Annotated in this window: 23 protein-coding genes; 4 read left to right on the forward strand and 19 right to left on the reverse strand. The window is 31.3% G+C overall.

Annotation, left to right across the window (positions count from 1 at the left end; all coding sequences use genetic code 11):
- Positions 1-181: 181 nt before the first annotated feature.
- From PBV87_RS20940 to PBV87_RS20995, 12 genes are all read right to left on the reverse strand, one after another.
- Positions 182-1,558, reverse strand: coding sequence for a sulfatase (locus PBV87_RS20940; RefSeq protein WP_271013614.1), 1,377 nt, complete (start codon positions 1,556-1,558; stop codon positions 182-184).
- Positions 1,559-1,719: 161 nt separating this feature from the next.
- The gene (locus PBV87_RS20945) at positions 1,720-3,192 is read right to left on the reverse strand and encodes a methyl-accepting chemotaxis protein (protein WP_271013615.1); all 1,473 of its coding nucleotides are present in this window, start codon (positions 3,190-3,192) and stop codon (positions 1,720-1,722) included.
- Positions 3,193-3,392: 200 nt separating this feature from the next.
- Positions 3,393-4,730 carry a methyl-accepting chemotaxis protein gene (locus PBV87_RS20950; protein WP_271013616.1) on the reverse strand — a complete coding sequence of 446 codons (1,338 nt, stop codon included), beginning with the start codon at positions 4,728-4,730 and terminating at the stop codon, positions 3,393-3,395.
- A 3-nt stretch (positions 4,731-4,733) separates the two neighbouring features.
- On the reverse strand, positions 4,734-5,630 hold the full coding sequence (locus tag PBV87_RS20955) for a chemotaxis protein (protein ID WP_053985571.1): 897 nt from the start codon (positions 5,628-5,630) through the stop codon (positions 4,734-4,736).
- 16 nt (positions 5,631-5,646) lie between these two features.
- The gene (locus PBV87_RS20960) at positions 5,647-6,057 is read right to left on the reverse strand and encodes a bacteriohemerythrin (protein WP_053985572.1); all 411 of its coding nucleotides are present in this window, start codon (positions 6,055-6,057) and stop codon (positions 5,647-5,649) included.
- Positions 6,058-6,144: 87 nt separating this feature from the next.
- Positions 6,145-8,466: a PTS transporter subunit EIIC gene (locus PBV87_RS20965; RefSeq protein WP_271013617.1), complete on the reverse strand. Its 2,322-nt coding sequence runs from the start codon at positions 8,464-8,466 to the stop codon at positions 6,145-6,147.
- Positions 8,467-8,517: 51 nt separating this feature from the next.
- The gene (locus PBV87_RS20970; RefSeq protein ID WP_271013618.1) at positions 8,518-9,339 is read right to left on the reverse strand and encodes an HD-GYP domain-containing protein; all 822 of its coding nucleotides are present in this window, start codon (positions 9,337-9,339) and stop codon (positions 8,518-8,520) included.
- A gap of 14 nt (positions 9,340-9,353) precedes the next feature.
- The gene (locus PBV87_RS20975; protein WP_271013619.1) at positions 9,354-10,115 is read right to left on the reverse strand and encodes an EAL domain-containing protein; all 762 of its coding nucleotides are present in this window, start codon (positions 10,113-10,115) and stop codon (positions 9,354-9,356) included.
- Positions 10,116-10,340: 225 nt separating this feature from the next.
- Entirely contained in the window at positions 10,341-11,672 is a 1,332-nt protein-coding gene (locus PBV87_RS22975) for a sensor histidine kinase (RefSeq protein ID WP_271013620.1), read from the reverse strand.
- A 15-nt stretch (positions 11,673-11,687) separates the two neighbouring features.
- Positions 11,688-12,401 (reverse strand): LytR/AlgR family response regulator transcription factor, encoded by a 714-nt coding sequence (locus PBV87_RS20985; RefSeq protein WP_053985577.1) that lies wholly within the window; start codon positions 12,399-12,401, stop codon positions 11,688-11,690.
- 283 nt (positions 12,402-12,684) lie between these two features.
- Positions 12,685-13,173, reverse strand: coding sequence for a hypothetical protein (locus PBV87_RS20990; protein WP_053985578.1), 489 nt, complete (start codon positions 13,171-13,173; stop codon positions 12,685-12,687).
- Positions 13,174-13,247: 74 nt separating this feature from the next.
- On the reverse strand, positions 13,248-14,060 hold the full coding sequence (locus PBV87_RS20995; RefSeq protein WP_271013621.1) for a MerR family transcriptional regulator: 813 nt from the start codon (positions 14,058-14,060) through the stop codon (positions 13,248-13,250).
- A gap of 88 nt (positions 14,061-14,148) precedes the next feature.
- Here PBV87_RS20995 and PBV87_RS21000 point away from each other — a divergent pair, with 88 nt between their 5' ends.
- The gene (locus PBV87_RS21000) at positions 14,149-14,910 is read left to right on the forward strand and encodes a YitT family protein (RefSeq protein ID WP_271013622.1); all 762 of its coding nucleotides are present in this window, start codon (positions 14,149-14,151) and stop codon (positions 14,908-14,910) included.
- A gap of 36 nt (positions 14,911-14,946) precedes the next feature.
- Here the strand turns inward: PBV87_RS21000 and PBV87_RS21005 are convergent, their stop codons facing one another.
- The 4 genes from PBV87_RS21005 to PBV87_RS21020 form a co-directional block, all read right to left on the reverse strand.
- Complete coding sequence (locus PBV87_RS21005; RefSeq protein ID WP_271013623.1) at positions 14,947-16,215, reverse strand: DNA polymerase Y family protein; 1,269 nt, start codon at positions 16,213-16,215, stop codon at positions 14,947-14,949.
- 9 nt (positions 16,216-16,224) lie between these two features.
- Entirely contained in the window at positions 16,225-16,494 is a 270-nt protein-coding gene (locus tag PBV87_RS21010; protein ID WP_053985581.1) for a hypothetical protein, read from the reverse strand.
- A gap of 163 nt (positions 16,495-16,657) precedes the next feature.
- Entirely contained in the window at positions 16,658-18,154 is a 1,497-nt protein-coding gene (locus tag PBV87_RS21015; protein WP_271013624.1) for a TRM11 family SAM-dependent methyltransferase, read from the reverse strand.
- An 82-nt stretch (positions 18,155-18,236) separates the two neighbouring features.
- Positions 18,237-19,376, reverse strand: a complete 1,140-nt coding sequence (locus PBV87_RS21020) for an AI-2E family transporter (protein ID WP_271013625.1) — start codon at positions 19,374-19,376, stop codon at positions 18,237-18,239.
- Between the two features lie 265 nt (positions 19,377-19,641).
- Here PBV87_RS21020 and PBV87_RS21025 point away from each other — a divergent pair, with 265 nt between their 5' ends.
- Together PBV87_RS21025 and PBV87_RS21030 are read left to right on the forward strand one after the other, a co-directional pair.
- The gene (locus PBV87_RS21025) at positions 19,642-20,211 is read left to right on the forward strand and encodes a hypothetical protein (protein WP_271013626.1); all 570 of its coding nucleotides are present in this window, start codon (positions 19,642-19,644) and stop codon (positions 20,209-20,211) included.
- A gap of 177 nt (positions 20,212-20,388) precedes the next feature.
- Positions 20,389-20,991 carry a glycosyltransferase family 2 protein gene (locus PBV87_RS21030; protein WP_271013627.1) on the forward strand — a complete coding sequence of 201 codons (603 nt, stop codon included), beginning with the start codon at positions 20,389-20,391 and terminating at the stop codon, positions 20,989-20,991.
- A gap of 7 nt (positions 20,992-20,998) precedes the next feature.
- On the opposite strand, the gene PBV87_RS21035 is transcribed toward PBV87_RS21030, so the two are convergent.
- The 3 genes from PBV87_RS21035 to PBV87_RS21045 form a co-directional block, all read right to left on the reverse strand.
- Entirely contained in the window at positions 20,999-22,018 is a 1,020-nt protein-coding gene (locus PBV87_RS21035; protein ID WP_271013628.1) for a hypothetical protein, read from the reverse strand.
- A complete protein-coding gene (locus PBV87_RS21040; protein WP_271013629.1) occupies positions 22,005-23,654 on the reverse strand; it encodes a glycosyltransferase in 1,650 nt (549 codons plus the stop codon). Before PBV87_RS21040 ends, PBV87_RS21035 begins: the two co-directional genes overlap by 14 nt.
- A 176-nt stretch (positions 23,655-23,830) precedes the next feature.
- Positions 23,831-24,928: a glycosyltransferase gene (locus PBV87_RS21045; RefSeq protein WP_330680500.1), complete on the reverse strand. Its 1,098-nt coding sequence runs from the start codon at positions 24,926-24,928 to the stop codon at positions 23,831-23,833.
- Between the two features lie 159 nt (positions 24,929-25,087).
- On the opposite strand from PBV87_RS21045, the gene PBV87_RS21050 reads away from it, so the two are divergent.
- Positions 25,088-25,762, forward strand: coding sequence for a hypothetical protein (locus tag PBV87_RS21050; RefSeq protein WP_271013631.1), 675 nt, complete (start codon positions 25,088-25,090; stop codon positions 25,760-25,762).
- Positions 25,763-25,781 lie beyond the last annotated feature (19 nt).

Raw genomic sequence — 25,781 nt, forward strand, 5'->3', positions numbered from 1 at the left:
TAGCACTTTTTTCAAATTTCTACACCCATACATTGGTAGTGTAGAGGTCGCGGGTTCGATTCCCGCTAACAGCTCTAAAAGCAACCTTCATTGTGAGGTTGCTTTTTGTTTGCCTAGAATTAAATTTGACCAATTAAAGATAGCATCTATGAAATTCTACTGAATCTCATAGATGCTATTTTTATTGGTAGTCAGGATTCTTAACAGGAATTTCTCCTTTTACATCTGCTAACCATTCTTTTAACTTAGCTAGTAATTTCTCTGCTATCGTTGGATATTCTTCTGCTAAGTCTGTTGTTTCACCTATATCACTTACTACATCAAATAACTCATAACTTTCACTCTCATAAAAATAAATCAATTTATATTTCCCATGTCTAACAGCAGAATATGGTCTTCCTCCTTGATTTCCATAATGTGGATAGTGCCAAAAAATAGGTTTTTCTCTCTGCTTCTCTACACCTATTAATGTCTCATAAAAACTTTCTCCATCTACGTGCTGTTCTGGCATACTTTGTCCCCCTGCTACTTCCACGAGAGTTGGATAAAAGTCTGGACTACTTACTAATCTATGACTCACACTACTAGGAGACACTGTACCTTTCCAGCAGACAATAAGAGGTTCTCTGACACCTCCATCATACATCCACCCTTTCCCTTCACTTAAAGGTGCATTGCAAGTTGGTGATCCTTCTGCACTTGATAACCCACCATTATCTGAGGTAAAAATAACTATCGTATCTTGTAAAATGCCTTCTTCCTCAAGTGTCTTCATAATTCTTCCAATATTCCAATCTAAGTTATAAATCATAGCTGCATAAACAGGGTCAGATTGAAGAATCCTTCTGGTTACTTTTTCATTTTTCTTATGTTCACAAGGAAAATGTTCGCCTTCTATTAATGCTGGTTGATTATCTAGGCCTAATTTTTTAGCTTTATTCTTAAAATACTCAATATCATCATCTTTTGCTTGAATCGGTGTATGTACTGTATAATGCCACAAGTTAAGGAAAAATGGCTTGGTCTTATCTCTATTTCGGATTAAGTTAATACTTTCTTCTGTCAAACGATCTGTTAAGTATTCTCCTTCTGGCCCCTCTTCTAAGTTTTCTAATTGATATGGACTAAAATACCCATTATGTGGATGACCTTTATGGTTTCCTCCTATATTCACATCAAATCCATGCTTATCTGGATAGTAATCACTCGTCCCTAAATGCCATTTTCCTACATGCCAAGTTGCATATCCATGTTCTCTTAAGCTTGTTGCCAAACTTTTTTCTTCTAATGGTAAATGATCTACATAAGGAGCATCTATTAATTTCCCTTTTGCACTTGCTCCAATCCAATCTGTTACTTTTACCCTTGCTGGATATTTTCCACTCATAATACTGGCTCTTGTTGGTGAACACACAGGACAAGCCGCATAAGCATTATCAAATAACATACCTTGTTTAGCAAGTTCATCTATATAAGGTGTTTCGTAATATGTACTTCCGTAACAGGCTAAGTCCCTCCATCCCATATCATCAATCAATATATATACGATATTGGTCATTGCTTCTCCTCCATATAAATATAGTAATATTTTATACACTTTTATATTTTAAATTATATTATTCTATTTATAAAGTACCGTTATAATAAATTTTATTATAATTTTCTATTAAAAATAGCACTTCCTAAATGTCTTATACTTAGGAAGTGCTCTCTATGACCTTAGACTACTTTTAACTCAAAAATTCTTTCATCCTGTTGACTTAATTGATAGGATTTCTCTTTTATTTCCTTTAAGCGATTGACAATAATATAAGATTCTTCTTTAGTCTTTTCAAAAAGTTCTTTGGCTTTATCTATATTATGTTGTTCAATACATTCCATAATACTATGTCCGTGTTTATGAAGTGATTGGTGAACAGCATCAATACTTTCCCATTCTTTTTTAATAAGTGGATGCTCTACTTCTATTCCATGATAGAAGTGTCCAAATGCACATTTCATTCCATCGGTTTGAATAGCTTTTGTTTGTCCATTTATAACCATTTGTTCTAGCTTTTTAATCCAGCCTTGATGGGCAATAATGGCTTTATCAATATTCTCAATAAAGCTTTCATTTGTAATTGGATGGGTTCCATTATTCATGATAAGCAGGAATTCCCTAATCGTCTCAAATAAGCTATCATCTATGTTTCTAATTTGCTTTGCATAAGTACTTGCATCTTCAGCCTCCTTAGATACCACTTGAGACATGCTTGTAATATACTCCGTTTCTGTTGCTACCGTTCCCATCGCTTCTACAATCTCTTGACTTGCACTATTAATCTCTTGCATTGTACTTGAAAGGCCTTGTATACTGTCAACAGCTTTTATAAGATCACCTACACTTACTTCAAAAATTTCATTAACTACATCTATCTTTTTCCCAATATCCTCAATTGAAGTAATAGTTGTATGGACACTTTTAATGCCTTCTTGTGTAGCATCTTTCATATGATTGGTGAAATTTTCCATATTACTCAGCTTAGTTTTTGTATCTTCTGCTAGCTTTCTAATCTCTTCTGCTACCACTGCAAAGCCTCTTCCCTGCTCTCCTGCTCTTGCAGCTTCTATACTTGCATTAAGCGCTAGCAAGTTGGTTTGCTCCGCAACACCTCTTACTCCTTCTACGATATTTTGCACATTTTTAGTCATCTCTTCTAGCGTGCTAATTTTATCTTCCATAATCGTAGCATTGTCAGAAACAACATCTTTTAATTTTGCTATTTCCTCTAACTGTTTTACACTTTCTTCATTTACATTTTTTAAATTTACTGCTTTAGCTGTAATTTCTTCTAATACCCCCGTACTTTGGTCAAGTGCCATAGATGCTTCATTGACACTCGCTGTAGTTTCCTCCACTACTCCCATGTAAAAAGTACTTGACCCTGCTAATTCATTTGCAACTTTTTTAAGATTATCTGAAGTAAACCCCATATTTACATCAAATTCACTTAACTTGGCAGCCTGTTCAATAAGCCCTAGTATCTTTTCTTGATTAATATGATTATTACTAAGAAGTACTTCTAGTAATTCCATAATCAATTTATTCTTGGGATACTTAAGTTTAGGTTGTTCTATCTGTTCACCTTCTAAAGTTTTTTTCACATAATCATATACTTTATCTACTTCTTCATGTCTTCTTATAGCCAGCATTATTCGTCTCCTTTTTTCTATCTCTCTTAATCGACATAGAAATTTTATATTATATTTATAATACTACACTATATATTTAAATATAAGTATATTTAAGTAAACTCTTTTTATATTATCAGTAATTATTTAATATGTATTCTTAAAATTATTTGTTTATAAACCTTTACTCTAATATTCTTTATGCCTTTTCATTAAGTCCTTTATTTTCTTAGATTAAAATACTTAAGAATGTCTTGAAGATGCTTCGCCTCTTCCGTTAACATTTCACTAATAGCCGCTCCTTCTTGCGCAGCCCCACTATTTCTTTCCGTAATATTTGTTAACTGCTTTGTTCCTTCCGCAAGTTCATTCATAGTCTTTCTTTCTTGCTTACTACTTTCTATTTGGCTATTAATAACTATTTCTACTTCACCTATGACTTGTAATATTTCATCAAAAGATATCGCTGTATACTCTGCTATTTTTTTATTATCATATACCTTCTCTACATTGCTTTGAACGATTTTTTCTACTTCACTTACTATTTCTATGGTTCTATTCGCAAGCTCTCTTATCTCACTCGCTACTACAGCAAATCCTCTTCCTGACTCTCCCGCTCTTGCCGCTTCAATAGCTGCATTTAAAGCTAACAAATTCGTCTGGCTTGCTATTTCATCAATACTCTTAACAACTGAAACAATAGCTTGACTTGAATGTGTTACTGCCTCCGTGGATTCCTTCATATTATTAATTAAATGTTTTCCTTGATTCGCCTTTAATCCTACTTGTTCTATAACCCCTATCTCTTTTTGAACACATGCAACATTTTGAGTAATCATTTGCATCATTTCTTCTATGGATGAAGCAAACTCTTGTATAATACTTGTTTGCTCTGTAGCTGCCTCAGCAACCTCTCCAGCTCCACTTGCTACGGTCTCTGAACTAATCGTTAATTGTGTTGCCATTTCTTCTATAGGTTTGATATTAATGGATATGTTTTCTATAAACTTCTCTATAGATATTTTTATACTTCTAAAATCTCCTGTAAAAGTATCTGAAACCATTATATTAAAGTTTCCTTTTGCCATCTCTCCCATTAACATGTCTATTTCTTTGATTTGGCACCCTAATATTTTAATTACTTGTCTTAAGTGAGTTGTTAATTCTCCTAATTCATCTTTCCCATCATACTCAATGGTTGTATTAAGATTCCCTTCTGAAAGCCCTTTTAAATCATCCTTTATTTGTTGAATGGGTCTTAAAATACTTTTTCTCATTTTTCTTGATAAAACCCACACAATACCTACAGCAGTACAAAACATTAACGCCGCTATAACCACTGTTAAATTGGCAATAGAAATTTCTTGTTCCATACTGCTTCGAATGGCTTCAATTTGTATTGGGCTTAAACCCACTTCTAGTATCTCTATAATTTTTAATAAATCACTCTTTAACAAATTAATTCCTAATACTAAAGTAAGTACACATAAAAGTGATAATCCACCTATTGATAAAATAACAGTAATCCACTTCTTTGATATTGACATATTATTAAACATATTTTATCTCCCCATTAATCTATTGATTTCTTCTACCAATACCTTTATTGAAGGTTTACTAATTTGAGAATCGGCGCCTACCTCCATCCCTTTATGTTTTAATTCCTCTGTAATTAAAGAAGAAAAGAGAATGACCTTTAGCCTTTGGAGCGTCTCATCACTTTTTATCCATTTTGTTAAACTATATCCATCTAAAACAGGCATCTCTATATCTGAAATAAGCAAATCTATCTTTTTATAAAACTCTTGTCCATATTGATTCTTTAATTCGTAAATATAGTCTTTAGCTTCTTGCCCATTATTGAAAATTTTTATATTTCTAAAACCAGCCTCTTCAAGCGTACATCTTAACATCTCACATATAGCTTTAGAGTCTTCTGCCAAAACAATTTTTATATTTTTTAACCTATGATTTTTCTGTACTTTTTGCCCTTGTGCCTCATAGCCTTTTCCAATCTTTGCGCCTATTGCAATACTCTCAAAATCCAACATCACAGTAACATGTCCATCACTTAAAATTGTACCTATAGTTAAATTTTTTTCTGAGATTTGTTCTATTGGATTGATATCTTTCCATGATATTCTTTTAATTTGCTCCACATAATCTACTAAAAATATAACTTGGGTTCCATTAAATTCACATAATAGTCCTAGTGCATGTTGATATTGTTCCCTTGGCTTACTACATAAAAGTTGCTGGAGGTCAATCACTACACTTACTTTCCCCCTTACATGAGCTAAACCGGCTATTTCCTCCGAAGCTTTAGGTACTTTTATAACTTCATTTATAGGAATGATTTCTCTTACTTTCAAAACATTTATGCCATAAAACTGTCCATTTATCATAAACTCTATAATTTCAAGTTCACCATTTCCTACCTTTAATAAAATTTCACTCATAGCACTTCCTCCATATTTAGTTAAAACCTTTCATAACTTTCATATCTTCAATAAGTATATGATTAAGTACCCATTCTTGAAGAATAATATTTAAATATTTAATGCCTTCTTGTTGATCTTCTACTAATTTTATACAGTTAATCTTATTTATTTTTTCTATCAAGTCATCATGTAATGCTTTATGCTCTTTTAGAGCTTCTTTGTTGATTTGCTCAATAACCGCTTCCTCTGTATGAAAATGATAGGTAATATACTCTCTCACCTCACATAGATACTTCAATACTTCCTGCTCACTTATTTGCCCTGTCCTCGTTAAAATAAGTTGTTCTAGATCTCTTCCTATTCTAAATAATTCTTTATGCTGCTCATCTATTTCATTTATCCCTACACTAATACGATTGTCCCAATTAAATTTAAAATCTAGCATAACATTACTTCCTTTTATAGTTTAATAATTAAGAAATTAGATAACAAAGTGCATATTGCATCTTATTATCTAATTCTCATAAGCATTTTACAATTTATAACTACTAATAAAACTTTCTAATTGATCTGTATCAATCTTAATACTATTTGATGTTACATCCATTATTTCTGCTACTTGCTTAATATTTTCTGCATTCTTTGTGATATTTTCTGCATACTCTAGTTGTTTTTTAGAAATTTCATATATTTCTTCGATATTTATTTCTACTGAGGTATTTTTTTCTTGAATACTATAACCTGTATCATAAACACTGTTTGCATTATCACTTACAATTTTTATTAATTCTTTTATCTTTTTAAATAACTCAATCATTATTTTACTGTTATATTCTTGTAGCTCTATTTGAGTACCTAAGTTCTCTTTTGTTCTACTGATTACTTCAATATTTTCAGTAATTAAGTCTGTCTTTTCCACGATTTCACTTAATATAGTTTCCGTCGCACTAGCCAATTTGCTTATTTCTTTTGCCAGTACAACAAAACCTTTCCCACTTTCTCCTGCTCTTGCAGCTTCAATGGTTGTATTAAGCGCTAGGATATTCGTTGTAGCTGCTATATTTTTTATTGCTCCAACTAATTCGCCTACTTTTTCTACATTATAATTAGTGGTTATAACGGATTCTTCTAAATCTCTAAAGGAACTAGAAGTTTCTTGCATAATCTCTTCAAGCTTCGTTAATTCTCTTTCTCCAACCAAAGTCATTTCTGTTACTTGATCTGTACTTTGTGTTACTTCTTTCACGTTATCTTTAATATGTAGTAAATGCATCTTAAACTCATTTAAGTTACCTATGATGCTCTGAATATTCCTTACTTGATTATTTGCTCCCTCTAAAGAATCAACAAGTTCTTTATCAATATCTTGAATATTTACATTAAGCTCTTGTGAGTACTTTGTAAGCACTAACGCTTGATTAATACGTTCTTTCATTTGATATCTTATATCACGTATTACTTTAACTAATCCTTTTTGAGTATGTGTAATTGCTCTTGCCATTACCCCAACATCATCTGTTCGCTTTAAGTAGCGATCATCTATCTCATCTGATAAATCCCCATTTATAATCTTATCTGAGAACTCTGCAATCTGATTATTTCTTTTATATTTTGTGGCTTCATGTAGCTTTACGAAAGGCGCATAAATTATTACTCCAACTATGATATTAATAAACTGTAAAATAGCTCCTGCAAACGAACCTGTAATCACTACACCACTAATAAATACAGGTGATGTCCAGTGGCTATTCGCCGTAACAATTGGAACTAATTCCATACTTGTTGCTAGATAAGAAATAATATTTAATACAATAGGTACACCTATAAATGGAATTAAAAAGATAGGATTAAGCACAATAGGCAGCCCTAACACAAGTAATTCATTTACATTAAATAGCCCCATAATAATCGCTAGTGTAGCTATACGACGAGTATGCTTTTTCTTGCTAAAAATTAGCATAGCAATTGCTAGACACAAAGTTGCTCCCGATCCTCCTAAATACACAAAGAAATCAAAAAACGGTTGATTAAAGATTTCTGTTGCAATACCCCCATTAGCTATAGCCATTACATTCGCTTCAATATTAGGAACAAATATATTATTATTAAGTCCCTCTGTAACAGCTGATCCATGGATTCCAAAGAACCATGCCACTTGGTTAAGTAATATGTATATGATGGATGTTAATAGCCCGTTTCCTAGGTTATTAAATGGCATTTGTATCATACTATAGAAGAAATTATAAATGTCTCGAGTATTAAATATTAACATAAAAATTTGACGTGTTGTCGCTACAATAATAATAGTAAGCAACGCTGGTACAATAACTTCAAATGCTTTTCTACTGTTATCACTTACCTCACCTACTGGAATACGTATTCTTAATTTTTCTTTTCTATAGAAATAAGCAAATAGATTGGTTATAACAATAGCTATCAAGATAGCCATACACATCCCTTTTGTACCTAAATCCTTATAATCTGCGCTCCCCTCTATTGTTGGCTCTAGTAAAATAAATAAGGTAACAATGGCTATTAGAATAGCTGTAGATTGGGGTACCCCTTTATGATCTGCTACTTTGTTCGTTAAACTAATCAATAACAGAATGGATAATATGCCAAATGTCCCTTGCCATATCATGCCACCATAACTCTTCCATCCTTCTCCAAATAGTTCTATCATTAAATTCTGATACGCATCTATAGGTAAATTGTTCATTATAGTAAAAAATGAACCTATAAGTACCAATGGAATTAATTCAATGAAAGCTTCTTTGATCATCATAAGATATTTCTTTTCACTCATTTTATTTTGTATATTTAGAACGTGCATTTTTACAACTTGTTTATTCATTTGTTTCTCCCTATATTTAGATTCCATTTACTTATCAGTTATTTTGTTGTATCAACATTCAAAAAGGTATGCTAAATATTCTACATATTTTATCTCATATTTATTAGATTGACTTCTCATGTACTCTAGAATATCTTCTAGCTTATTCCTTTTATCTGAATATGTCTGATATTCGAAGCAATCTGCTACAGCAACTATTTTAGATTGTTCTATCATTTTCTCTCCTCTTAATTTGTGTGGATACCCACTACCATCTAAACATTCATGGTGTTGAAGAATAATATTTTTACTGACCTCTGGAAATTTTATATTTTGAATCACGCCTACTCCTAGCTCACAATGCTTCTCAAATATTACATGCTCCTCTTGGGAAAAAGTGTTCCTATTTTCATAATGTAGATTATTAGGAATAAGCATCATCCCTATATCATGAAAGAATGCTCCTAATACTATTTCTTGTATTTCCTCTTCAGTATACTTGCATTGTTTCGCTATTAAAGCTGCAATAATAGCCACATTCATAGAATGAGAGTAATACCATGGAAGTGTATTAATATATGTATTTAAATGAATATACCATCGTTCAGCTTTCTTTTTATAAATGATATCTTGTATAAGAGGAATGGTAGCGTAGTATTTCTCATAAAACACTTCATACTTTTCTCCTATATTATGAGTTGGAATAACAATTTTACCCCATTCATCCCTATATAAATTATTCTTTTGAATATTTATTAACTCTTGTATATCTATGCCATAGCACTTTAACTTTTTCAACAAATGCCTATTATGATCTACACGTGTTCCCTTTGAAAGAATAAGTACACCTTGCTCATTAAAAATGTCTTCTTGTATCACTAATTCTTTATCCATTCTAACTCCTTTTCTTAAATTTTATAAAATTCACTTAAACAACTTGGTTTTCCTATATAGTAACCTTGTATGATATGACATGGTGTATGATATCTAATATATTCATACTCTTCTCTACTTTCTATTCCTTCTGCTATTATCGACAGCTCTAATACATTGGCCATTTGTATAATAAAGTCTAACAATGCTTGGCTTATCTCATTTTTATGTATATCTCTTATTAAATCTTTATCAATTTTTAAAATATCAAAATTTAATTTTCTTAGACATTCAATATTCGCAAAACCTTTCCCAAAATCATCTATTGCTATTTTCATTCCATATTGTCTTAGCTTTTCTATATTACTTTGTGCATGACTAAAATCTAGAATTCTTATTTCTTCAGTAAGTTCTATTTCTAGCTTATTAAACCATTCTGGCTTATTTATAAAAAGTGACTCTACTTCTTGCATAAACCTTACACTGCAAAGACTCTTAGCTGATAAGTTAATAGCTACTGGATAACTATATAAGTTATCTTCTTCCATCTTCCATATATCTTCTATTGCTTTATGTAATACCCATATATCAAGATCTATTATTTTTCCTAATTTAAAAACATCTTCAAAAAAATCATTTGGACCTATTTCTCCTAGATAAGGATGCTGCCATCTTATTAAAGCCTCTAGTCCAATAATCTTCTCTTCTTCTAGATCATATTTAGGCTGGTAATATAATATAAATTGATTTTTTAAAAAAGCTTCTTCTAATGCTTGAGGTGTTATACTTTTCTTCATATTATTTATCCTCCTTTTCTCTTAATATTTTTATATTTCAACCTACTTCCTAGTTTATTTATCTACAAAATATTTTTCTCAAATACTATTAATTATAATCTAGTTTCTCTTAGACAACTTTTTTCTGTTCCATAATGCAGATTTTTTGTCTCAAAATGCATTAATCTTTTAAATAAAAAATATCCTATAGTATTTAAGTACTATAGGATATTTCATTTCCCCTTACTAATCTAATGTATGTGGTAAATATATTTGTAATATAAATTTTTTATTTTTTTGATCTGTCTTTATGTTTAATAATCCTTTATGTTTCTCTATTATTTCCTGTATATTTTTTATACCTAAGCCATGTTCAAAGGGATCATCTTTTGTAGTGATAAAATGATTATTTCTTATGATGAGTCTTTCATTTAAAGTATTTTCTACTTTAATCACTACCCCCTCTTTTGTATTAATTGTTTTTATATTAATAAATCTTCTTTCTATATCAGGGGCCTTTTCACAAGCCTCTATACAGTTCTCAATGATATTTAAAAATACTCTACATACTTCTAGATCTGTTAATTGAGCACCTTTAGGAATATATATGTACGCATCAAACTGAATCTCTAATTTCTTAATTCTTTCCTGAGCATCCCATAAAATAGCTTGGAGCAATGAATGATTAGAATACTCTTTATAGTCGTCTATAATCGCTCTCATCTCTACATCCATTTCTTCTACAAAGCGCTTCAATCCCTTTATATCTTCCTTAATAATAAGATAGCTTATGCCTTCTATCATATGTTTATAGTCATGTTTGAATTTCCTTAATTTATTTATATGTTCTTTTTGTATTTCATAATAGCTTACTTGTTTACTTATTTGATTTTCCAATAATATATTTTTAACTTGAGTATCTATATAAAAATCATAAGTCTTTGTATATTGAATGGTTATATAATAAATAAATAACATCAATATAATGATCATTCCCCACTCATATCGCTCTGTTTCAATAGCAAGGCTGTAGTAGGCTCCATATACAATAATTAAGATATTTAGTAATGTTTGTATTTTATATATGATATTAATTGAAAACTTACTTAACCAAATATCTTGCAACTTTTTATATCTAATGATAAAAATAACAGCTATAACTATAGAAATACCCAATTTCATTATGACATATAAATAATTAAAAATTGTATTTTTTAATATTTCTCCTACTTCAATTCTTAAGCATCCTGCCATAAAGCAAAATGCTATAAGTCCTATACCACATAAATGTAATACTATATTGCCTGAGGCAAACAAAATATCTTTTTTTCTTCCATCAAACAATAAAGCAAAAAATATAATCATATGAATATAAGTAATGATATAAACTATATAACCTGGAATATACGTATTATTAACTGACACAAAAATAATACTTGATATAAGAATAACGATACTTGTTATATACTTATTAGTTCTTTTTTTTAATATCAGAGATGTTGCCTTTATCATAATCACAAAATAAATTATACACGTAACAAATGTTATAACTTTTAATATGATCTCTAATGTATTCACCTATTCTCTCCTTATCTATTCTGCAAATAAATAGTCTTTAAACTTTTCTTTCACATCATTTAAGTATTTTCTCCCTATTTTTAAAGTTTCATTATCTACAAGAACTACCATATCTTTCTCTATATATTTTATAAATTTTAGATGTACTACATAAGACCTATGTATTCTTATAAACGTTTTATCATTTATTTCTTCTATTAAATTTTCCAAGCTATTATAGTATTCAAATTTTTCATTTCTATAATAAACTACTATTTTTCTTTTAATTACTTCAAAGTATACAATTTCATCGAGAATTATTTTATATATTTTAGCATTCTTCTTAAAATATAAATATCTTTTTTCTTTCGATTGTACTATTTCAACGGCTTTAAAAAATACCTTTTCGAACTGATCTGTATTCATATTGGCTTTTATTAGATAATTTAAAGGTTGGACTTCAAAAGAATCAAATACATAATCTTTATTGACTGTTAAATATATAATTTGTGCAGTACACCCTAGCTCCCTTAATTTTAGTCCTGTTTCTATTCCATTTATTTCATCCATTTCTATATCTAAATAAATGATATCTGCATCTACATCTTCCATATTAAATATTAATTCTTTTCCATTATTATAAAATTTAATATGTACGTTTAATGCATGTTTTTCTGCTACTTCTATTATTCGTTCTTTAAGCTGCTCTAAAAATTTAGAATTATCATCGCATAAATAAATATTAATCATTTGTAACTCCTTCCTTCTCTCTATCCCCAGAATAAGCTTAAGTATTATACCATAATTTATTATTTCGTTAATTACAAATTTAGTTTTTCATCACTTAGTGTCACATCATTATTAATTCACTTATTTTCATAAGACAATCTATCTTAGAATCTGTACTCTAGACTACTATTTTTTACTACTTTTACTATCTTTTTATTTTCAAATTTTATTTTAGTAGTCAATCTCTCTATTATATTTCTTTTGCGCAAACAAAAAGAACATCTAAAAAGATGTTCTTTTTCTATTATTCGCCGATTAAATTCTTAGTAAATTTGAGTGTATTCCCTGCATAAATCTTAAAGTTAAAATAACGTTCCAATGTTATTATTTTTTCCGCTCCACTTGTTTGATTAACTAAATAACTTAACTCTGATAATGCACTTTTCATATAGTTGATTGTATTATCTAACATAAGCAAATCTCTATTCATATACAAACTATTCTCTATGGAAGAGTCTTTAATCAAATCACTATCTATTTTTCCTCTTAGAGTATCTAAATACTTATTTAGATTTTTTACAGTATCCTTTACATAACTCATATTTACTTCCTGCTCGAAAACAACCTTCTGAGCAAGAGAAAAAATTTGATTCTGTAAAATATTTAATTCTTCTATATAAGCCTGTACATTCTCTTTATGAGCATTATTCATGGTAGCCATACTCTGAACAGGATTACTTATACAGCAAATGATTGCTATCGTCAAAAATATCTTTTGTATAGTTGATTTCATTAAGTATACCTCTATCTTATAATATATATTTTAGAGTGTACCAAATAAAAATAAAATATACCTTTTATTTTCCATTAAACTTTTTCTACCGGTATTTGAATCTCTGTTACAAACTCTTTCTCTTGTCCTGTTTCATGGATATCTATTTTATAAATTTCTAGTGGATCACCTATAATCGTATACTCTTTTTTTCTTATATACTCTAGTATTTGCTTCATACAATTCTTATTATTTTTATAAGCCCCTGTATAATGGCAACTCATATAAGTCCCGGCCTCTAATTTAAAATTAAAGATCTCAGCATCTTCTCCTAATAAACAAAAAACTGACTTAAAGACATTACAAATGCCTTGTTGCACTTTTTCATAATCAAATACAGCGCCAATATTATGATTGCCTAGTATATAAAATTGATCCTCATAGTCCTTTTGAAGTTTTTGAATTAAAATATCTACTTCTTCATCTCTTGTAATATTTGCATTTAAAATTAATGCTTTCCTTTTAGGCATTTCTTTTACTTGAATATGATAAGGTTCTATCCCCTCTACAACTTCTTCTATATCTTTTAGTCTTTCTTTAATATTTTCTTTATGAGCTAAGAGTTCTTCTATCTTTTGGTCAATTAAAGCCACTTCTGTATTTAAAATGCTCTGTGTAGAGGCTATCGTTCTATCGTCTAAGTAATCTTTAATCTTCTTCATAGAGAAGTCTAGGGCTCTCAATTCCTTTATTAGATTTAAACGCCATATATCATGAAGGCTATAAAAGCGATACCCATTTTCTCCTCTCACTGGTTTTAAAATACCTAATTCTTCGTAATACATCAAAGAATCTTTACCAATTCCATAAATTTTAGAGATCTCCCCTATTTTATAATAAGGTTTCATTTTATCATTCCTTTTTAACTTTTTTCAAAAAACCTTTGACTCTAGTATTATGCCATAGTTTATACTTATGATAAAGGAGTTGATATTTATGTATACTCGTCTAAAAAAAATACCTTATAAATCTATTCTTCTGGTTATGGCGGGTGCAACCATTCTTTCGTTCGGAACTTTTAACTTTAACTATCAAAATAGCGTTACTGAAGGTGGTATTCTAGGATTGCTCTTACTCTTTAAAAATCTTTTTAATATTTCTCCTTCTCTTACAAGTGTTGTCTTAGACTTTTCCCTATTTCTTTTTGGTACTAGGTACTTTGGTAAAAGTTTCTTAATGTATTCTTTCTTGTCTACGGCAACTTTCTCCACTACATATGGTATATGGGAACATATAGGACCTATTGTTCCAAGCTTATCTAATCATATGTTAGCAGCTAGCTTACTTGCTGGATTATTCGTAGGTGTAGGTGTAGGACTTGTTGTACTCGGTGGTGGTGCATCTTGCGGTGATGATGTGATTGCACTTGTTGTAAGCAAATTAACCCCACTTAAAATTAACTGGGTTTATATGATTACAGACTTCATTGTACTTGCATTATCTTTAACCTACTTAAGCTTCTATCAAATTTTCTGGTCTTTAATCGCTGTTACTGTAAGCGGTAAGGTTATTGGTATAATCCACGAATTTGGTGAAAAACGAAAAGCAGCTCAAGAAACTGATCATACACTTCTTGAGTCACCTACAGAAGAAGAAGATACTATACTTACTGTTAATCATTCTTCTACAACACAAGCTGATGAGATGAATATAGATAATGAAGAAACACTTACACTTGATAGTGAAACTGCATCTTAATAAAAAGGCTGTTGCCCAAATGCAACAGCCTTTTTATTATTCTTCTGTAACCTCACAATGTGTAATTCCTGTTTTCTTTTCTTTAGCAATGCCACCTGCCATATGGTCAAGCTTACTTCCTACAAAAGTTGAACGCATAATCGCATCTTCTCCAAATTTTTGTCGTATTTGATCAACGGCTTGGTCTAGCCTCCCATACTTGGTAGTCTCTGGTGTATCGAATAAGGTACACTGCTCTTCCTTCTCATACGTAATATGACTTGTGTGTACCCCTAACTGTCTAATAGGCATTTTATAATCCCAAGATTCTCTTAAAAGTTTACAAACACATGTATAAAGTTGATGCGTCACATCTGTTGGCGATATAAGCATCATTTGATGTGAACGCCTTTCAAAGAAGGTATCAACCATACTCACAGCAATGCAGCTTGCACGCGCTCCATCTTTTCTTAGCCGCATTCCTACTGTTTCACAAAGGGAAAGCAAAATCTTCTGGGCATCTTCCTTACAGCTTACATCATAAGGAATGGTTGTAGCATTACCATAGCCTTTATTAGGTATTTTTTTTGTTGCAACTTCTAAACTATCAATACCATTTGCATAATGATAAATCACTTCCCCCTGCTTTCCTAAGTACGTCCTAAGCATTTTCATATCTGCCTTTGCAAGATCACCTATTGTCCGTATTCCTAACCTTTTTAGTTTTTCTTCTGCTGCACGTCCTACAAAGAAAAGTTCACGTACTGGCATGGGCCACATTTTATCTTCTATTTCATAAGGAAATAACGTATGGATAAGATTGGGCTTTTTAAAGTCACTTGCCATTTTTGCTAATAGCTTATTAGAAGAAATACCTATATTAACCGTAAAGCCTAGTTCCTGTTCTATTCTATCTTTAATTACCTGGGCAATACTTAACGGGCTACCGTATAAGCCTTCTGTCCCTGTCATATCCATAAAGGCTTCATCTATAGAATATTGTTCAACTACAGGAGTGTATGTTCTTAGGAGAGTAATAAACTCTCTAGAACAAGCCTCATAAAGTTCATGATTAGGCTTTACAATAACTAAATCCGGACATTTCATCAATGCTGAAGTAATGGGTTCTCCTGTTTGAACTCCATAGGCTTTTGCAGCTATAGATTTTGCTAAAATAACACCTTTTCGCTGCTCCCTATCACCACCTACTGCTGAAGGTAATGTGCGTAAATCCACGCAGTCACCTAAAACTTGAACTCTATAGGCTGCTTCCCAGCTCAAAAAGGCTGAGTTCACATCTATATGAAATATAATACGCTCTACCATAAATACCTCCTAACAAATCACACGCCTAATGGTCCATTTATGGCTCACAATATGATAACGTAATTCTAGCATCTTCTCACTTGCTTCAAACTGTACTTTACAACCATAATCTAATGTTTTAGTGCCTGCAAATTGATTCTCATTGGTATAAATAATATTCACAACTTTTGCCGTTTGCAAATGATGATTTTCATCTTCTAAACGTAACTTTAATGGTACAATTTCCCCTAGTGCATTAAACTTAGAAATGATTTCAATAGGTAGATTGATCCATTCCATAAACCCACTCCTTATATCGAACATATGTTTGAATTAAGTATATCAGATTGGATAAATTTTGTAAACGCTTCATCTGATTATTCTTCTTTCTACTTCTACTGTCTAGAATAAAACTGTGTAATAGAAAAGCTGTTGCACCTATGCAACAGCTTTTTATAGTTTTCTATTCTTCTTCATTTACACGTATAATAAATACATAACTTTCTTCCTTTTTAGAAATCATGTATTCTTGTTCTAGTCTATAAGCTAAAGTATTAGATGCAATACCTCGCTCAACTAAATCTTTATCTCTAGAATAAAGCACCATTATACCGTTGGTTTCCATCATGGTATGGGCCTTTTGGAAGAATAGGCTATATAATTCCATAATTTCGCCTTGTGTTTTACGCCCTATTACTGTTGGCATATTGGTAATAATCTCATCAAATAAGTATTTATGGCTAAAATCAAAGAAATCTCTATTGATTAAATAAATATCTGTACTTGCCCAGTTTGCATTTTCTATAGCACTGTCTATAGCTTCGCCGTAGATATCTACACCATATAGCACTTTTGCTTTTTCTACCTTTTGTCTTTCAATAAGCATTGTACCTACACCACAGAATGGATCTAGTACCTGAGCCTCTTCTTTTAAGTATGGTCTAGCAAGCTGAATAGTAAGTGCTGCTGTAGTTGGTGCAATACTTACAGCTAATGTTTTCTTTCTATAATTAAAGCGTTTATCTTCAATTGTAAAAAGTTTAAGAAGTACATTAAAACGTCCTTCCTTATTTTCAATTAAACGAATTTCAAATTCATAGTGTGAAGTGGAATTAATGAGTTGACGATTTGACAAACGTTCTAACTCACTAGCTAATCGTTTGGTAAAAGTACTACGTTTATCAAGTGTCATCTTACTTTTTACTTCTATTCTAAAATAAAAAGGTGGATAGCCTTTATGACGTGTAAGTAAAAACTCTAATAGACCCCCTTCAAATAATGACACTGCTGCTGCTTCTGGTGTTGCCTCTACTGTTCCTACTTCTGGTAACTTAAATAATAAATCTGAGAATGTACGGATATTTAAAATCTCTTTAAGATCATCTGTACGTACAATAACCCCTGCTCCAAAAGCTTTTGCTTTACCCTTTTTAATTTGATTTAAAGTCACCTCTTGATGGTCACGATTAGTAAGCAATATAAGATCTGATAATACATTATAACCATTAAAAATGTGTTTTTCTGGTTCTTCTAAACTAAGTGTAAGGGCTGTTAATAAACGAAGTTCTTCATTAATATGCTTCTTATTATTTTCTTCTACTGGCTCATGGCTTAGTTTAAAAAGTCTATCCTTTAAAACTTCTTGTAGATCACTACAATCAAAGTAACTTAAAGCTGTTAAATAATCACTTTTTACAAAAAGCTTCTCTTCTCTTTCATAAGCTTTCCATAAAAAAGATTTAAAATCTTCTATTTTTAATGCACCCATAATAAGTGCTACATTTTTACGTACTTTAGCATCTTCATCTTCTAATAAACGTTCTAGTATACTAAAGTCTCCATCTAATTCATAGTAAAAAGCACGTTTATTATTTGAGTCTTTAATCAACTGACGTAACTCAATAAGGCTTTTTCTTACATCTTGTCCTGCACAAATATTACTATATAATGTCTGTATCATATATTCTCCTGACTATTTCAATCTTTTCTTGTTTATAGAGTCTGTCTCTTACTCTAACATTATTCACAAAAAAGTACAACCTTTAGGTCCGTTTCTCAATATAGGCTTCAGTTTCTATAGGTTTATCCTTTTTTCTAAGTCTATTTTCTGCATACATTTTCAAAAGTTTAAAGACAACAGAAAGTGTAGGTACTCCTAATAATACACCTATAAATCCAAAAAGTCCTCCTCCAAGCATAATGGCAACCAATACCCAAAAGCCTGATACACCTATAGAATCTCCAATAATCTTAGGCACTAAAATATTACCATCTATTTGTTGAAGTATAAAAATCATAATACCAAAACCAAGAGCTTGCACAGGGCCCCCTGTCATCAAAATAATAAATATTCCTGGTACTGCACCAATAAATGGTCCTAAATAAGGAATAACATTTGTACAGGTCACAATTACACTTATAAGGAGGGAAAACTCAAAACCGCATAGGTTCATCGCAACAAAACATAAACTACCTACTATTAGTGCATCTGTCATTTGTCCTACAAAATAACGCCCAAATGTATCATCAAAAATATCCATTACTAAACCTATATGTTCTATAATTTTACCTGGTAATACTGCATGCATTAACTTACGATTACGTGCAAAGAATCTTTCTTTGTCTACCAATAGATAAATAGATACAACCGTTGCTAGAAAAGTATTTAAAACAACACTTGTCAGTTTAAAAGAAACGTCTACTAAAACTGGTATCACCTTACCTGTAATCTGTAAGATCATTCCAGATATATCACCTATGAAATCTGAAATGACTTGATAGGCATTGCCTTCTATGCCATTTTGTAAAAGTAATGTATTTAAAGAAGCTTCAAATCCCTTAAAGAACTCCGGTATCTTTTGATAAAGTATATCCAAACTTTGTATAATTTGAGGCAACACAAAAGAAAAAAGTGAAACTAACCCCAACAATACAATAAGATATAAAACAATCACACCTACAACACGAATAAAGTGTTTAGCAACCTTTTGTCTAAAAACATATTTATCAAGGTAACGCTCAATACATCTTAATGGACGCCAAAATAAGTACGCCATTGCTATCCCTAATATAAAAGGATTTAGAATATCCATAATCTTATGAATCCCGTTTGTTACCCAATTAAAGTTAAGAAGTATAAAGTAAAAACTTATTGAAGTGAATGTAATAATTAAATAGGTCACTATCTTATTTTTATTTATATTAAAATGCACCTTTTTTCCTACTTTCTTCATTAGTCTTGTTATGTACTAGTATAGCATGTTTAAAGGTCTTCGTTAATATGCCTCTCTTATGTTCTTTATGTCTTTTTATAATTATAATTATGTATATAAATTTTTATTTAATTCTAATATTTTTAGTCAGTATACATTATTTACCTTTACGCATAAAATGCTATAATAAGGCTAAGCTATTCTTAGCTTTAAAAAATATTTTGGAGGGATCTTTATGGAATCAGAGGATGCAGATAGTGATACTGATACCGATAAGTTGATTGGATTAAGTGAAAAAGTATATTCTTGGAGCCCTGATAAACAGGAACTTTCCATCACCATCACTTATGAGAATCAACGAGTAGGCTATCTAAATGCGGTAATTATGGATGTGGGGTCTTTAAAATCAGGCGGTTTTAGAGACGATAAACTCAAGTGCCAAGATAAAGAAATCGAAGAAGAACTCTTAACCTTCTACAAGAGTCTAAGTGACGTGTTAGAAACCCGTGTAGTCTTCTACATTACAGACTTCTTCTTAGAGAAAGAATATCGTGGTATGGGGATTGGAGGTGACATACTAAACCTTCTTCCTGAGTGGCTAGACACCCATTTCCCAGAGGTCAATGATTTATACCTTTTTCCGTATCCTCTTGAAAAAAGTAATGGAAAAGTAGAATGTGTTAAAAACGTAGACGATAAAAAGTTATTGGAGATGAGAACAAAGCTCATACGCTTCTATCTAAGCCATGGGCTAAGAAAAACACAGACACAGTTTTTATATAGACCGGTTAAACCAGCTGCATAGTCAAAATAAAAAATAGGTTGCTCTTGTATAAGGAGCGACCTATTTCTTATTTCTATTCTTTATTTATTCTGTAATAGATACATTAGTTTAGCTTATGTACACTTTACCTACATATAACATAAAATATATTAATAGCTTTATACAAGTCTATTTAACTTATTTAAAGTAGGTGATTGTATGAAAAAAGTAAGTGTTTTAATTCCTGTATTTAATCAAGAAGTACTTATCTCCAAAGCCATTGCAAGCATTCCTACAAGAGACGACTTAGAAATCATCATTTGTGATGATGGCTCTACAGATCATACCGTTCAAGTTATTGAAAACTTATCTCATATAACATTACTAAAAAATCCTGTAAATAAGGGAGTTGGCTACACCGTAAATAAACTGCTTAACGCTGCAACTGGTGAATATATTGTCCTTTTAGGAAGTGATGATTACTTCTATACGGAAGCTTTCAATCAGGTTATAGATGAATTTCTTTATCATGTCAATAACTATGATATTGTTTATTTTAATTTACAAATTAATGATGGTACTATTTGGAGAGTTACTGAGTCTACAAAATATCAATACTGTGGAACTGTAAAATTTATTAAGCGTTCCTTTATTGGTCCTACACGCTGTCCTGAAATAAGATATGCTGAGGATTTTTATTTTTTTGAAGCATTAATGAAAAAATCCCCTCTCGAAATTTTTACAGATCAAGTTGTTACACATTATAATTTTCCTCGAAAAAATAGCCTTGTTGATGAGGCTTTACAAAACATAGCACATTAATTCTAAGCTATATCTGCTTTAAGCTCTCTAAAACTTGCTTTTCATTCTCCTCATACCACTCTTCATACAAACTTAAAATTTCCGCCTCATGTTCTAATGCTTTCACTGCTTTCCTATAAATAGCTGGTGCATTATCCATTTCTTCTACAACTAACCAATTTTTGAGTGGATGACCTTCAAAATAATGATGATTATTTCCTGTTAAACAAATTACCCCTTGATTTAAGCTCTCAAGTGGTAGCAATGGTGCGCATTCTGTAAAGGTCACATAAAAGTTAATCCTATTCATTGACAGTTGTTGTAAAAGTGCCTCACGGCTTAAACGCATTGCATGATTTAATATTGTAACACCTAGTTGTTTGGCAAAACTTATCATCCTATCATTGCTAGGAATAAGGCTGATCTGAGGTTGATGAAATAAACTTGAAGCAGCAATTTGAGTATAGGCATTTTTTGCCCATGTTTCTCCCGAGGCATAAATGCCTATTTGTATAGGTGCTATAGGATTAAAAGAATCTCTATTGGCATATTCAACCTTTATATCTTTCTTTTTCACATGATTCTTAAGATGAATCACCGAAATACCTAGCTTATTATATACTTCACACATACTTTCTTTTGCAAAAGCCAACTGATCAATATGATGATCTTTAGCCAATTGTATAATTTCATAATGTCTCACCCAAGAATACTCTTCATACATATGGGTTGTATTACCGTGCCAAAAAATTGTAATTTGAATATTAGGTTGTTGCTGCTTTAGATAACTACAAAGTGTATTCCATCCTGCTGCAAATCCACTAAAGACTACTTTCTTTACATGAGCCTCTAAAATCATAGTTCCTATTTCTACAACTTGCTCATAGCTATTTAGTTCCTCTATATCTATAACCGATTCAAATAGTTCTTGTGTTGCATGCTTTACCCCTAACCAGTAGCAATGGGTAATGGCTAAAATATCACGCTCTTGTTTTGTCAAATTATCTATCTGTTGCCTAAATAATTGTACAATCCTATCTGCATCCATTATCAATCACCTCTATTTTATTTTCATAGCTTTCTCCTAATGCTACTAAATAAGTTTGTCTAATTTTTTCAGTTGGACAAATAATTTTAGATATTCGCTCGTATAGCTTTCTTGTATAGTCTAAAGTGTAGCCTATGTGACTACTCGGATAATCTTGTTGTACCCAGCTCATTTTATCTATAGGGGTTTTTAATTCACTTATAAGCCACACTGTCAAAATCCCACCACATGCTATAATACAATCATAGCCTTGACTTTCTAGTGTTATCATCTCTGAATGTTCTATTCGTTTCCATAACTCATTTAAATCCTTAAACAAACCACCCTTAAAGCCTCTAATTTCTATACATTCGTTTCCTTTAATAACAGACTGTATCTCTATCTCATATTCGCCTTCTATTTGTTGTAAAAATGCTAGGAACTGTGGATTTATTGTATTTATATCATATATAAGAAATAGAATTTTTCTATAATCCTTTAACACTTCTCTTAGTTTTGTGTATTCCTTTATAGATATGTTACTACTAAATATTTCTTCTAAAGAATATTCTGGTGTATCATCTGCCTTTGTACGGATACTTTCACAACTATAGGGGTTATAAATAACCTTAAGCTTAGAACGATATGTTTCACCTAAATATTCTACAACCGTTTCTTGTAATTTCTCTGATACACACACAATCAAGTCTACCTCATCATATAATGTTTGTATCGTCTGCCTATCATATCCTCCAAAGGAATATTTAAATTCACCATGTACCCAATTTATTTTGATTGCATTAGGATTACCATATGTTTTAAAAAGCAAAGGCCCTATAATCCCTAAGAATCCTACTTCATAGTCATAATCAGTACCTAATCCTAGCTCTAATGAACCTGCTTGATATGCCATCCAAAATGCTTCTTCTGATGGATAGATAAATCTTACTTTCGCCTTAGGATTTAACCAAATCGCATCTGATTTACTATCCGCAAGTACTACTAACTCGATTTCATACTTGCTATAATCCATAATCTCCAATATATGTGCAAGTACTGTTTCTGCACCGCCTAAAAGCATATTCATCATTATAAAAAGCACTCTAGTTTTACGCTTTCTATCAATTGGTACAAACAAGTTCTCTAGCTGTTTAAGTACTAAGGCTTCATTAAAAGGAAAGTCTGAAGCATTTTCCAATTTATGTGTGTAATAGTCTCTAAGTTCCTTATCTTGTAACATACGCTTAATTCCATCATATAATCCTTCTTCTGTATTATCTACAAGTAAACCATATACACCCTCTTGTAGTAATTCACTTGGCCCTATACTTCGTGTTGCAACAATTGGTTTATTTAGATACATACTCTCCACGACAACACCTGATAATCCTTCACTTATAGAACTGCACACAAATAAATCTGCTTGCTTCATATAAGGAAGAGGATTAGACTTAGCACCTAATAGTTTACAAGATGCCCCTACGCCTAAATTCTGGATCACTTTTTCTAACTCAGCATGTAATACACCCTCACCTATTATAGTTAGCGTATGCCTAATACCTTCTTTAATTAATCTAGCATGTATCTTAATTAAACGTTCATAACCTTTTTCCCAGACTAAACGCCCAACTGTAACAACATGCAATATACGTTGCATATTCACTTCCTCCTACTTCATCTACTTATTCTTCAAATACCCATCATATCCTTTATTAATATATTCTTTCTATATAACATTTGTGCGTTTTACTAGTCCTCTACTCTTTTTCTAAGACTTTTATGCTATCTTATTACTATTTATATGCTTTTAAATGCAATACTTCTCTATTTTTATTATCTTCCTACTTCAAATAAAAAAGGTACACTACTTTCTAATTTCATTTCATACGCTTTTCTTAAACTTTCTTGTCTAAGCATAAGCTTCATTCCCTCGTATAAACCCTCTTCATTGTCCTCAACTAACATTCCCATATTCGCCTTTAAAACCTCACGATTCCCAAGTATATTCGTTGCAACAATTGGTTTATGTAAAATCATTGCCTCCATCATAGCTAATGGTAAGCCTTCACTAAAAGATGCTGATACAATGACATCTGCTCTATTCATTATAGGATAAGGATTATCATGGTATCCTAACAACTTACATGTTTGACTAATTCCTAAATCATGTATACGATTTTTAAGTTCTTGTTTTAACTCTCCATCCCCTACAATCCATAGCTCATGCTGTATACCTTCGTCTACTAATTTTTTATGTACAGACATAAGCCTTTCAAACCCTTTTTCTGTAACTAGGCGCCCTACACTTACAGCAACTAACCCTTCCTTAATAAATAGTTCCTTTCTTGATTGCTCTCTAATGATTTGGCTATCTAATTTTGTATAAATCACTTTGATGTGCGCTTCTTCTATTTGTAATGCATCCAAATAGGTCTGTTTGACATCATAAGATACGGCTACTAAATGGTCCATATGTCTGTAAACTTCTCTTACATATCCTGCTTCAAATCCTACATGACTTATTTTATAAGGTGCATGTAACCAAGCTATTTTTTTATTTACATATTTTAAATACGTTGCTAACCATGTTGACAAAATACCATCATAGGCAACTACCCTATCATACACTTGTTCAAAAGGAATAACTATTGTATTACTTCCTATCATTTTCCACATTTCATTCTCCGAGTTATACAAATAAATAGGTACTATTGGAGAAGGTAGATCTTTCTCCCCTCTTACACATACTAGTAATTTGACCTCATATCCTTCATTTATTAAATTCCTTAATAGGCTAAAGAGACTTTTAGTAATGCCCGTTGGTTGTAGATTATACATCAAAAAAAGGAGTGATTCTCCTTTAGGAAAAATTTTATTATATACATTTCTCCACTCCTGTATATCTTTCAATATTTCACTCATTTTCTCCATACCTCCCTTATTTCTTTTTTCTCTATATCTATTCCTTATCTTTTATATTATATGGTACTATTCTTTACAAATGAATTTGTTTGAACAAATTTGCATGATCTCCCATATAATACAGTAGGAATACATATTCCGTTATTTTATAAAAGGAGGCTATTATTTATGAAATCTTATAACTCTTATTGTGGTAATTGCCAAAGCTACAATAATTGTAGTGATTATCAAAACTGTAATACCTGCCAAAACTCTAATAGATACCCAAATGACACTCATATGAGCTGTAAATCTGCTCTTTCAAAGGCTCTACAATTATTCATTCGTAGTGACTTACAACCCTATACTTCTCCTAATACTTTTACACTCTATACGCCTTATTTAACGACACCTCAAGATGCTACTTCTATAAATAATTCATGTAATTGTATGAGAGAACTTCTAAAATTCCAAGGCAATTCTCCTTATTCCATGATTCCTATGTGTGATTTAGAAGCTTTTACTATTCGCATTAATAACCCTCTAACTAACTTACAACAAGTGAAAACTTTGTTATCAAATTATTTTTATGAGGGTATCTGTGATTGTAGATGCTGTTCTTGTGAAAGAGAAATGAGCTATGAAGAAGATATAAAACATTACCTTAGTTGTCAATCTAATCCTATTAACCTACTTGTTGGAAATGCTTCTTTTACAAATCTTCAATTCATTGGACTTTATGGTCCATTGGCTTGTTTTATCGAAACAGGCGTAACCTCTGCAAGTCCATCTGTTCCTTTTGCTCGTATACTTGTTGTCTGCATAAACAACATTTCTGCTATTGGAACGGCAATGCCTAAATAGTTGTCTAACTTATAATAAA

The sequence above is a fragment of the Holtiella tumoricola genome, from assembly GCF_027857615.1.
In the GTDB taxonomy this organism is placed as follows: Bacteria; Bacillota; Clostridia; order Lachnospirales; family Cellulosilyticaceae; genus Holtiella; species Holtiella tumoricola.

Excerpts from the sequence above, each read along its gene's own strand:
- PBV87_RS20940 (WP_271013614.1), bottom strand. The coding sequence starts at position 1,558 with ATGACCAATATCGTATATATATTGATTGATGATATGGGATGGAGGGAC.
- PBV87_RS20945 (WP_271013615.1), bottom strand. The coding sequence starts at position 3,192 with ATGCTGGCTATAAGAAGACATGAAGAAGTAGATAAAGTATATGATTAT.
- PBV87_RS20950 (WP_271013616.1), bottom strand. The coding sequence starts at position 4,730 with ATGTTTAATAATATGTCAATATCAAAGAAGTGGATTACTGTTATTTTA.
- PBV87_RS20955 (WP_053985571.1), bottom strand. The coding sequence starts at position 5,630 with ATGAGTGAAATTTTATTAAAGGTAGGAAATGGTGAACTTGAAATTATA.
- PBV87_RS20960 (WP_053985572.1), bottom strand. The coding sequence starts at position 6,057 with ATGCTAGATTTTAAATTTAATTGGGACAATCGTATTAGTGTAGGGATA.
- PBV87_RS20965 (WP_271013617.1), bottom strand. The coding sequence starts at position 8,466 with ATGAATAAACAAGTTGTAAAAATGCACGTTCTAAATATACAAAATAAA.
- PBV87_RS20970 (WP_271013618.1), bottom strand. The coding sequence starts at position 9,339 with ATGGATAAAGAATTAGTGATACAAGAAGACATTTTTAATGAGCAAGGT.
- PBV87_RS20975 (WP_271013619.1), bottom strand. The coding sequence starts at position 10,115 with ATGAAGAAAAGTATAACACCTCAAGCATTAGAAGAAGCTTTTTTAAAA.
- PBV87_RS20985 (WP_053985577.1), bottom strand. The coding sequence starts at position 12,401 with ATGATTAATATTTATTTATGCGATGATAATTCTAAATTTTTAGAGCAG.
- PBV87_RS20990 (WP_053985578.1), bottom strand. The coding sequence starts at position 13,173 with ATGAAATCAACTATACAAAAGATATTTTTGACGATAGCAATCATTTGC.
- PBV87_RS20995 (WP_271013621.1), bottom strand. The coding sequence starts at position 14,060 with ATGAAACCTTATTATAAAATAGGGGAGATCTCTAAAATTTATGGAATT.
- PBV87_RS21000 (WP_271013622.1), top strand. The coding sequence starts at position 14,149 with ATGTATACTCGTCTAAAAAAAATACCTTATAAATCTATTCTTCTGGTT.
- PBV87_RS21005 (WP_271013623.1), bottom strand. The coding sequence starts at position 16,215 with ATGGTAGAGCGTATTATATTTCATATAGATGTGAACTCAGCCTTTTTG.
- PBV87_RS21010 (WP_053985581.1), bottom strand. The coding sequence starts at position 16,494 with ATGGAATGGATCAATCTACCTATTGAAATCATTTCTAAGTTTAATGCA.
- PBV87_RS21015 (WP_271013624.1), bottom strand. The coding sequence starts at position 18,154 with ATGATACAGACATTATATAGTAATATTTGTGCAGGACAAGATGTAAGA.
- PBV87_RS21025 (WP_271013626.1), top strand. The coding sequence starts at position 19,642 with ATGGAATCAGAGGATGCAGATAGTGATACTGATACCGATAAGTTGATT.
- PBV87_RS21030 (WP_271013627.1), top strand. The coding sequence starts at position 20,389 with ATGAAAAAAGTAAGTGTTTTAATTCCTGTATTTAATCAAGAAGTACTT.
- PBV87_RS21035 (WP_271013628.1), bottom strand. The coding sequence starts at position 22,018 with ATGGATGCAGATAGGATTGTACAATTATTTAGGCAACAGATAGATAAT.
- PBV87_RS21040 (WP_271013629.1), bottom strand. The coding sequence starts at position 23,654 with ATGCAACGTATATTGCATGTTGTTACAGTTGGGCGTTTAGTCTGGGAA.
- PBV87_RS21045 (WP_330680500.1), bottom strand. The coding sequence starts at position 24,928 with ATGGAGAAAATGAGTGAAATATTGAAAGATATACAGGAGTGGAGAAAT.
- PBV87_RS21050 (WP_271013631.1), top strand. The coding sequence starts at position 25,088 with ATGAAATCTTATAACTCTTATTGTGGTAATTGCCAAAGCTACAATAAT.